Origin of the sequence: uncultured Roseovarius sp., from assembly GCF_947489715.1 — a bacterium.
Lineage (GTDB): Bacteria > Pseudomonadota > Alphaproteobacteria > Rhodobacterales > Rhodobacteraceae > Roseovarius.
The window spans coordinates 54,511-60,996 of the sequence record NZ_CANLER010000015.1; the positions used below are offsets into that span (position 1 = coordinate 54,511).

7 protein-coding genes are annotated in these 6,486 nt (G+C 59.4%); 2 read left to right on the top strand and 5 right to left on the bottom strand.

The window, feature by feature from the left end:
- Positions 1-40 precede the first annotated feature (40 nt).
- The gene (locus tag Q1B27_RS23315) at positions 41-694 is read left to right on the top strand and encodes a peroxiredoxin (protein WP_299852145.1); all 654 of its coding nucleotides are present in this window, start codon (positions 41-43) and stop codon (positions 692-694) included.
- A gap of 65 nt (positions 695-759) precedes the next feature.
- On the opposite strand, the gene Q1B27_RS23320 is transcribed toward Q1B27_RS23315, so the two are convergent.
- From Q1B27_RS23320 to Q1B27_RS23340, 5 genes are all read right to left on the bottom strand, one after another.
- Positions 760-963: a DUF1127 domain-containing protein gene (locus Q1B27_RS23320; RefSeq protein ID WP_299852148.1), complete on the bottom strand. Its 204-nt coding sequence runs from the start codon at positions 961-963 to the stop codon at positions 760-762.
- Positions 964-1,257: 294 nt separating this feature from the next.
- Positions 1,258-2,397, bottom strand: coding sequence for a saccharopine dehydrogenase family protein (locus tag Q1B27_RS23325; RefSeq protein ID WP_299852150.1), 1,140 nt, complete (start codon positions 2,395-2,397; stop codon positions 1,258-1,260).
- A gap of 25 nt (positions 2,398-2,422) precedes the next feature.
- Positions 2,423-2,671: a SemiSWEET family transporter gene (locus tag Q1B27_RS23330; protein WP_299852152.1), complete on the bottom strand. Its 249-nt coding sequence runs from the start codon at positions 2,669-2,671 to the stop codon at positions 2,423-2,425.
- Complete coding sequence (locus Q1B27_RS23335) at positions 2,672-3,727, bottom strand: saccharopine dehydrogenase (RefSeq protein WP_299852155.1); 1,056 nt, start codon at positions 3,725-3,727, stop codon at positions 2,672-2,674.
- Positions 3,728-4,057: 330 nt separating this feature from the next.
- Positions 4,058-5,410, bottom strand: coding sequence for a cytochrome P450 (locus Q1B27_RS23340; RefSeq protein WP_299852159.1), 1,353 nt, complete (start codon positions 5,408-5,410; stop codon positions 4,058-4,060).
- A 114-nt stretch (positions 5,411-5,524) separates the two neighbouring features.
- Between Q1B27_RS23340 and Q1B27_RS23345 the strand changes: the two genes are divergently transcribed.
- Positions 5,525-6,289 carry a hypothetical protein gene (locus tag Q1B27_RS23345; RefSeq protein WP_299852162.1) on the top strand — a complete coding sequence of 255 codons (765 nt, stop codon included), beginning with the start codon at positions 5,525-5,527 and terminating at the stop codon, positions 6,287-6,289.
- The last annotated feature ends 197 nt before the right edge of the window (positions 6,290-6,486 follow it).

A 6,486-nucleotide genomic window follows, 5' to 3' on the forward strand; every position in this document is an offset into this window, starting at 1 on the left:
TTTTTTGAATTGCCGGAAAACAACTGAAAAGGAAGAAGACATGGGATTGCGCATCAACGATACCGTACCGAATTTTACCGCTGAAACCGATCAGGGATCGATCAGTTTTCATGACTGGATCGGCGACAGCTGGGCGATCCTGTTTTCGCACCCCAAGGATTTCACGCCGGTCTGCACCACCGAGTTCGGCGCCGTTGCCCGGTTGGGCGAAGAATGGGAGAAACGCGGCACCAAGGTGATCGGGGTTTCCGTCGACGGGGTCGAGGACCACAAGAAATGGAAGGGCGATATCGAACAGGTGGGCGGCGCGAAACCCGGCTTTCCGATCATCGCCGACGAGGGGTTGGCCGTGTCCAAGGCTTTTGACATGCTGCCCGCCGAGGCCTATCTGCCCGATGGCCGCACCCCCGCCGACAGCGCCACGGTGCGCAGTGTTTTCATCATAGGGCCGGATAAGCAACTGAAGCTCAGCATGACCTATCCGATGACCGTGGGCCGCAACTTTGCCGAGGTGCTGCGCGCACTTGATGCGTTGCAGACAAGCACCGGCAAGGGCGTGGCAACACCCGCAGACTGGCAGATGGGCGAGGATGTGATCATCCCGCCAGCCGTGTCGAACGAAGACGCCAAGGCCAAGTTTGGCGAGTTCGAGACCATATTGCCCTACCTGCGCAAGACCAAGATGCCGAGCTGATACATTTTCCGTGAACGACCCGGGCAGCGGATACCTATCGTGTCCGCTGCCCTTGTTTTGCGGTCCTACCTGTAGACCCTCAGCATGGCTTGCGCCTGGGTGTCGATGGCCGTGTCGAACCGCATGTCGCTGAGGTCGGCACGCAGCAGGCCAATATCGGCGAGCTCGGCATCAGATAGCTCCAACAGATGGTCGATATCGGATTTTGCGGGCCGCGCGGGCCTGAGTTTCGAGACCGCGCTGGAAACCCTTTCCCAGGCAAAAGACAATGTGAAACGGACCGGAAATGCCGGGGCTTTAAAATGATTGATGAAATGTGCGATCGGTGGCTCCTCTAAATACGTCGTGACGCGGGATAGAGGGCACATGTTTCAGCCTGTCATCACCAGCGGTGATACAGTGTTTCAATGGTTTCAGCGGCCAGCAGCATGGGAAGGCCCGCCCCTGCAGGTTTTGAAATGATATCCTGAGGCCGCCATTGGCCCGAAACAGACCTTGAGGAAAAGCGGCTCACGCGAGATCGAGGGCTAACCGCGACGCCACGCTAACGCACTTTGTGGCGTTCAGAGGTGATCCACCACCTGCAAATGCTGTGCCAATTTATCGATCTCACCCAGGAAACGGCTCACCAGTTTAGGGTCATGCGGGGCCGGGCTGACACCGGCGGGGATTTCGCGATTCATCACCGCCTCGATGGCCAGTGCGACAGGGATCGAGACTAGGCGCGCCATTGCCGTGCCGCGCGCATCACCCCAGGCATCCATCACGAAGGTCTTGTGCCAGACGGGCTTGCCCTCGCGTTCAGCCTTCAGTGCCACGCAAAGCACCACGCGGTCGGGTTCGCCGTCATCATAGGCGTTGTCGGCCCAGAACTGATCGGACATTTCCTTCAGGCGGGCGTCACCGGCGGCACCTTCAAGCGTTTCGATTTCGGTAAACACGTCCTTCCACGCCTCGGCCCAGCCATTCAGGCGCAGCGTGCCGCGGACGAATTCCTTGACCCGCCAATGCGGCTCGAACTGGTAATCTTCCATGAAGGGCAGGCTGTCGCGGTTGGGATAAACCTCGAAGCTTTCAGGGCTCGGCAGGGGCGCGACATAGCTGCTGATCGCATCCCACGGGCGGTTGACGTTCAACTCGACATAATTGCGGATCGACTTGGAAGGGGACCGCAGCGCCTTGAGCACGCCCAGCGGTGACCAGCTGAATTTGTAACGGAACGGGTTGGGGTGTTTCGGGATGCCACCGCAATATGAAATGAAGCTGAGGTCATTTTCGCCGTCAAACGCGTCCGAGGCACGGTAATCGGCAATCAGCTGATGCGCCATCAGATGGTCGATGCCCGGGTCCAGCCCCACCTCGTTGACGCAGGACACGCCACGCAACAGCGCCTTGGCGTGCAACTCGCGCATCTCGGGCGCGATGTAGGACGAGCTGACGAAATGCGCGCCCTTGTTGATACACATCTCGGCCAGTGGCACGTGCCAGTCACCGGGCAGCATCGAAACGACAATATCACCTTCCTGTACCTCGGCGGCCAGCGCGTCGGCGTCAAACACCATGATGCGCTTGGTCAGATCGCCCACAGCACTTTCAGCCTTGTCGAGCGTCCGGTTCCAGACCGTGACCTCATGGCCCGCCTCGATCAGCCTGCGCAATCCGGGAATGGCCGAAAGGCCGGTGCCGCACCAGTGGATTGTCATTTCTCGTCCCCCTTATGGTCCCGCGTTATTTGTATTTCAGCTTGGCCGCGACGATGATCAGCATCGCGGTGACCGCGCAGATATTGGCCAGGATAAGCGGCCAGTCGGTTATCAGTATCCCATAGAGCAGCCAGAGGGAAACCGTTGTAAGAAACATCAGGTTCGATGGCAGCGACAACCCGGATGTATCGTGGGTGGCCCATGCCTTCCACGCCTGTGGTATCCAGCAGATCGTGCCCATGATCGCGGCCAGATACCCGATGTAGATCGCCACTCACAGGTCTTTCATATGGATGCCAAAGGTGGTTTCCGCCCGCTGCCAGACGCCTTGGTCAAGATCGGTCAGTGTCCGCAGCGACGGCAAAAGCTGCGCGGCGTAATCTTCCGAGGATTCGACCGGCAAAAGCGAGGGCAGGTTATCAATGGCCATCACGTCAAGCGGCGGATCGCTGTGCACGCGGATGGCGGGCGCGTCCCACGATGTGGCCGCATCATAGACCGGTACGGGGTTGTAATCGCTGTCCGGATCGCAGGCAACGTCGCCGATGACGCCAAGCGCGCGTTCCGCTGCCAGCGCGGATTTTGGCACGAAAACCGGCGTGCCCGGGCGCGCAAAGATGCAGTTGATAAAAAGATCATGCGCCAGAATTTCGGGAAACGGCCCGCCATGCGCGGTCTCGGCCATGTCCCAGCGGGTCGGCGTGATGCCCATCGCGATGCAAAGACCGGACGCACCTGTGCCCACGCGGCCCAGGGCACCGATGACGATGGCCGTGGGGCGGGGTTTGCCGGTGGCGTCAAGGTCACGGCCCAGATCCGCAAGTAACGCGTCCTTGCCGGGATAGGTGGCGACTGGCGGGCAGTTCACGCCCTGTTGCTGCGCCGCCCAGCATTTGAGCGACACCGCCGCACCCGCATAGCCCGCCCAATAGCCAAAGGCAGCGACGCGACGCTCGTTTTCGTCCACCAGATATTCCAGATCATAAAGCGTGCCGCCACCGGCCTTGAACCGCTCAAGCAGCGCGCGGCCGGAATGCTGACCCTTGAAGGCATGGCCGAACATGATGTGTTTATGTGGCAGCGGCGTGCCGTCTTCGGGCAGTTCTTTCAGACCAAAGATGATCGCGTCACGCGGCGCATCGGGCCAGCTGTTTTCCGCTGCAATCTCGCAACCCGCCGCGCGGTAGCCGTCGATCGGGATCGCACGGGCATGGCTTTCCTCGACGGTGACGCGCAGACCTGCGGCAATCAGGTCGGCTGCGCCGCCGGGCGTCAGGCCGACGCGTTCTTCGTTCGGGCGCTGCTCGGCGCGGACCCACAGATGTGTCATGAGGTGATTCCCGTTTTCGCCCAATCTGGCGGGAAATGCCCGGCGCGTCGAGAGGGCGAATTTATGCCTCAAGCGGACGGTCCGGCGCTCGGCCGGTAGCTGCGGCCAGTCGCCGTGCGCGGTGCCGGGATCAAGTGGCGGCCTTGTTCACGTTTCCAACGCACGCTGCGTTAACCCGGTCAAACACCGATTTCGACTCCGACGTAATACCGACAAAATACCGACATGGGTTTTCCAGCGTTTTCAGCGTGTTAACCCGATTCTACAAGGGCAGGTGCATTTGCGCGGTTCTCCAGGCTCGGAGAATGGCTTGCAAACGCCCCTTTTGGTTCAGACCGCTTCCGCTTCAAGCCAGACGCCACCCTCGGGGCGCAGGGTGATGATCATCACCGGATCGGGGTCTCGCCCCTCGACCGGGGTAAAGCGAAAACGCGAGAGTAGCGTTGCCAATATGATCACGGCCTCCTGCAGGGCAAAGCTGGCACCGATACAGATGCGTGGCCCATCGCCAAACGGCAGATAAGCATAACGTTCAATGGCCTTGCGGTCGGCGAACCGATCGGGACGAAAGGCATTCGCGTCCTCCCACAAAAGTTCGTTTCGATGCAGCGCATAGATCGGGATGATCACCGTATCGCCGGGCTTCACCTCGCGCCCGCAAAGCGTATCGGCGGCCTGCGCCGTGCGGGAAATCATTGCCGCAGGCGGGTAAAGCCTCAGTGCCTCATCCGCGATCATACGGATAAAAGGCAGCTTGGCGACATCCGCCCCCGTGGCGGCACGGCTTTGCAATACGGATTGTACCTCAGCGCGGGCGTGGTCCTGTACCTCCTGATCGAAGGCGCAAAGATAAAGCGACCAGGCCAGCGTAAGCGCTGTCGTCTCATGCCCGGCCACGATGAAAGTCAGCAGGTTATCGCGCAGCTCGGCAGTGTTCATCTGGCGCTTGGTTTCGGGGTCTTCCCCCGCCAACAGTAGATCCAGCAGATCGGGCACGCCCTTGCTGCCCCGCGCGCGGCGGGCGTCTACTGCCTCATCGGCCACGCCTTTCATCTGTGCCGTTGCCTTGCCGGTCATCATCCGGCCCGGACGCGGCACCCAGTCGGGAAAGCCCAGGATGTCGAACAAAGAGATCTTGCCAGCCTCGGCTATGTAGGCGTCGATGGACCGATGCACCGCCTGCCCGTCAAAGGTACCATCGCCGGAAAACGTCACCTCGCTGATCACGTCAAAAGTGGTGCGCACCATATCCTCGGCCATGTCTACGGCGCGCGGACCAGCAGCGGCGATTCTGTCGCAACTCCGCTCGGCCGCATCGGCCATGATCGGCGCCAGGTTCATCACGTTGCGATGCGAAAAAGCCGGGGCAGCGGCGCGACGTTGCCATCGCCAATGTGCCCCTTCGGCGATGAAAAGACTATCGCCGATCGCCGGACGCAGCATGTTCTTGGTAACGATGGATTTGGGGTAATTGTCGACGTTTTCCAACAGCATCTGCCGGATAGCGCCCGGATCCATCACCATGTGCCAGCGCTTGCCAGTGCGGCCAGATACCATCGGCTGCTTGGTGGCGATATGCGGAATGATGCTCAGCAGGTTTTCACGCGCCGCTTTCAGGCTTTGCCAGATGCTCATTGGTTCGGTCACAAGTGGGACGTGAACAGGCAAGTGTGCGGCGGTCATGGAGATACCTTTCGTTTCTGCCATAGATATAGGAGGGGCACGGGGAACGGGCAAATGATTGCACTGAAACCCAGGCTAAGGTATCCGAATAGTCAAAGCAGCGAGGGGCAGCAGATGTTTCGATTGATTACCATGGTCCTTTTCGCGTTGGCATTAGGCGCCTGCACCAATCCCAATGACATCGACGAGACCCCGACCTACCTGGGCAATTTCCATTTTGGCCATAACGTGGTTGTTGCGCCAAATCTGACAAAAGGCCCTGCTTCACGCGATGCCAGCAAGGAAGAGTGGATTACCGCGATGAAGGAGGCGATGGACGAGCGTTTCCGGCGATACGAGGGTGAGAAGCTCTATCATCTCGGGATTAGCGTCGAAGGTTACGTGTTGGCCATTCCGGGCGTTCCGATCGTGGCCTCACCGAAGTCGGCGCTGATCCTTAATGTGACCGTCTGGGACGATGCAACACAAAGCAAACTGAACGAAAAGCCGGAGTTGATCACCGTCGTTGAAAGTTTTTCCGGCCATACCATCCTTGGCTCAGGTTTGACCCAATCCAAGAAGAAACAGATGCGTAACCTGACTCAAAACGCCGCCAAACTAGTTGAGAACTGGTTGTTCGATCAGAACAATGAATTCGGATGGTTTGAATCCGACGGTCGGCCCGCCAAGGAAAAACTGTCACTTCTGGGCAACCCGCTGAAAGACGCGTCGGAAACTGAAGCGACGACGGAAGACGCGCCTACGGAAACCGAGGCGTCGGAAGACGCTACATTGCCGGAAGCGCTGGAAGCACAACCTGAAGCCTCCAGCGAGGCCGCCGCTGCCGCCGCTGCTGCTGCAATTGTGATTGAAGAGCCGGAAGTGACGCTATCAGAGTAAGGCGCGAAAGGTGCCTGTTTTGACATGTAGCGCTTGATTTTCTGCGCGTGAAACAATAAACGGCGCGCGAAGATGACAATCGGGCCCGCACGGCCCCCCAACAGACAAGGCGCCCTGAGACATGGCAAAGGAAAAGTTTGATCGTTCGAAACCGCATGTGAACATTGGCACGATTGGTCACGTTGACCACGGTAAGA